3 protein-coding genes are annotated in these 3,179 nt (G+C 74.7%); all 3 read left to right on the top strand.

Annotated features, from left to right (window positions below; translation table 11 throughout):
- Positions 1-146: 146 nt before the first annotated feature.
- Positions 147-935, top strand: coding sequence for a hypothetical protein (locus tag DQW06_RS13750; RefSeq protein ID WP_117198584.1), 789 nt, complete (start codon positions 147-149; stop codon positions 933-935).
- A gap of 105 nt (positions 936-1,040) precedes the next feature.
- Positions 1,041-1,898 (top strand): NAD-dependent protein deacetylase, encoded by an 858-nt coding sequence (locus tag DQW06_RS13745; protein WP_013152198.1) that lies wholly within the window; start codon positions 1,041-1,043, stop codon positions 1,896-1,898.
- 196 nt (positions 1,899-2,094) lie between these two features.
- Positions 2,095-3,123, top strand: coding sequence for a methyltransferase (locus DQW06_RS13740; protein WP_013152197.1), 1,029 nt, complete (start codon positions 2,095-2,097; stop codon positions 3,121-3,123).
- Positions 3,124-3,179 lie beyond the last annotated feature (56 nt).

Below are 3,179 nucleotides of genomic sequence, written 5' to 3'. Positions count from 1 at the left end.
GGGTCCGTCCGGGGGCTCGGGCGGGGGTTCCTCCGCACCGGGCGAGGACCGGGCCGGATCCGGCCACGGGAGGGCGGAACCGCGCGTGGCCCGGCGGCGTCGGAACGTGTCGGTAAACCGCCGACACGAAAACGAAGGCTCCCCCTTTGGCTCCCCTGTACCGCCACGGCGCCCTGCCCCTCCTCGCCGCCCTGGTCCTGACCACCGGCTGCGGCCCCCAGCTCGACCTCCGGGACAGCCCGCGCCTGGAGGCCCTGCTGCCCTCCCCGAACGCCTACCCCGACGGGTTCGACGTGGACGATCTGGACGTCGACGAGATCCAGGGGGTGGATTTCAGCGGCGAGGCGGGCGCCGACGACTTCGGTGACGTGGAACCGGCCGAGTGCGCCGCCGTCCTCAACGGTGGCACCGGGCGGCTGCCCGCGGGTGCCGTCGAGGGGGCGGCGCAGATCGCGACCCCGCCCGGCTCCGCGGAGGGCTCGGCCGTCTACGGCTACGTCCTGGTCTCGGGGGGCTTCGGCGACGCGCCGGTCGAGGGCACCGGGTTCGGGCACCTGTTGGACACCTGCTCCAGGATGAGCGTGTCCGCGAACGGCGGAGTCGAGGGCGCGCTCGTCTCCAGGGACTCGCCCGCCCTTCCCGAGGGCGGGGGCATGTTCTCCGTGACCCTGTACGGCGAGCGCTCGCACATGGCGGCGAGGACCGCGTGGGGCCAGGTCGGGGAGGTGTACTTCGTCCTCGTGGGGATGCGCACGAGCGGCTACTCGGACGTGTCGTCCACGGAGCTCATGGAGGCGTGCCGGGAAGACGACTTCAGTGAGGAGTGCCGGGACGCCCACCGGGCTCAGGTGGACAGGGAGAGGGACGCCCTGATGGAGGAGGAGTTCGAGGAGATCCTGTCCCGCGCCGTGGAGAAGCTGGAGCGCGCCGCCTGACACGGCGGGGCCGGAGCCGCGCCGGGGGGGGTGACCGGCGGGACGGCGACCGGGCCCGGCGAAGGTGACGGTGCCCACACCGGGGCGCCGCGTACCCTCGAAGGCGTGAGGAACACGCTCGACGACCCGGCGGCCCTGGCGGCCCGGATGCGCGAGGTCCTCGGCTCGGGCCCGGTGGTAGCGCTGACCGGCGCGGGCCTGTCCACGGACTCGGGCATCCCCGACTACCGCGGCCCTGACTCACCCCCGCGCAAGCCCATGACCTACCAGCAGTTCGTCGGCGACGCCGCCTTCCGACGCCACTACTGGGCCCGCAACCACGTGGGCTGGCGCCACGTGCACCGGACCCGCCCCAACGACGGCCACCGCGCGCTGGCCGCGCTGGAGGCGGGCGGCGCCCTGGCGGGCGTCATCACCCAGAACGTGGACACCCTGCACGGGGCGGCGGGCAGCAGGCGGGTGATCGACCTGCACGGCCGCTACGACCGCGTCGTCTGCCTGGCCTGCTCGTCCGTGACCTCCCGCGAGAGCCTGGCCGCGCGCCTGAGCGCGCTCAACCCCGACTTCGCCGACGGGGTCCCCGACGTGGAGATCGCCCCCGACGCCGACGCGGTCCTGGCCTCCACCGAGGGGTTCCGCGTGGCCGACTGCGAGGGCTGCGGCGGCGTGCTCAAACCCGACATCGTCTACTTCGGCGAGAACGTGCCCAAGGCGCGCGTGCTGGCGGGTTACGCGATGGTGGACGGCGCGCGGGCGCTGCTGGTGGCGGGGTCGTCCCTGACCGTCTTCTCGGGGCGGCGCTACGTCAAGCGCGCCGTCGAGCAGGGCAAGCCGGTGGTGATCCTCAACCGGGGCGCCACCCGCGCCGACGACGTCGCCGCGCTCACCGTCGACGCGGGCTGCTCCGAGGTGCTCACCGCCCTGGTACGCGCCTACGAGGCCGAGGGCGCCGCCTCCGTCTGATCGGGCCGCCGGCCCCCGGCCCGCGGCCCTCGCCGCCGCGCCCCGGCCGCGGAGGGGGCCGTTCCCGTTCCGGCCCGTTTTCCACAACCCGGAGAACAGATCCGCGTACTCCCCGTAGTCTTGGGAGGTCGGCGCCGCGTCCCGGGAGGGACGCCGCGTCGGCCCCGATAACGACGTCCCCCGGGGAGGACCGACTGTGGGTGTGACGGACGAGACCGCTGTACGCGCGGTGCGCACAGACCTGCCGCTGAACCGACTGGTGTCGTCGGCGATGCTCATGCACGCCGTCGTCGCGATGGTCGAACTGGACGTGGTGGAGGATCTGGCCGAGGGGCCGCGTCCGGTGGCGGACCTGGCCCGCCGCGCCGGGGTCCCCGAACGGTCCCTGGCGGCGGTGCTGCGGGCCGGGACGGTGAGCGGGCTGCTCTCGGAGCCGGCGCCCGGGTCGTTCGCCCTGACCGCGGCGGGCCAGCATCTGCGCGCCGGGGACCCCAGCGGCCTGTACGGCCTCTTCCGCATGTGCACGCACGGCGCCTTCCTCCAGGCGTGGACCTGCCTGCCGCAGGCGCTGCGTTCCGGCCGTACCGCCTTCGAGGCGCACACCGGCCACCCGCTGTTCGCCTACCTGGAGGAGCAGGAGGAGGCCGCGGCCCTGTTCCACAGGGCGATGGACACGTCCGTGGCCGCCGACACCCTGCTGGAGAACGCGGACCTGTCCGGGACCGAACGCGTGGCGGACCTCGGGGGCGGCCAGGGCTCGCTGCTGGCCGCCCTCCTGCGGCACCACCCGCGCATGGAGGGGGTGCTGTTCGACCTTCCGCACGTGGTGTCCGAGGCCGGGCCGCTGCTGCGGGAGCGGGGCGTGGCGGACCGGTGCGCCGTGGTGGGGGGCAGCTTCTTCGACGGGGTGCCGACGGGCGCGGACGTCTACCTGATGGCGCGGGTGATGCAGAACTGGCCCCGGCCGGAGGCGGTACGGATCCTGCGCAACGTCCGCGCGGCGATGGGTGAGCGGTCCCGGCTGCTGATCGTCGGGCACCTTCCGCAGCGGGAGGGCGCCACCCCCTTCCTCCAGGCGATGAGCGTGTACATGCTCGTGCTCTACGGCGCCCCGCTGCGCACGGCGGAGGAGTACCGGGAACTGTTCGCCGAGGCCGACCTCGCGCTGCACGCCGTGCACCGGGTCGAGGACGGGGAGTCGGTCATGGACGTCCGCCGCGCGTAGCGGGCCCCGCCCCGCCCGGGAGCACGCCCCGCTCGGAACCGCTCCGCGGGGGGGGG

This window comes from Nocardiopsis sp. TNDT3, assembly GCF_003427465.1.
GTDB lineage: Bacteria > Actinomycetota > Actinomycetes > Streptosporangiales > Streptosporangiaceae > Nocardiopsis > Nocardiopsis dassonvillei.
This window is presented reverse-complemented; position numbering and strand designations above follow the sequence as displayed.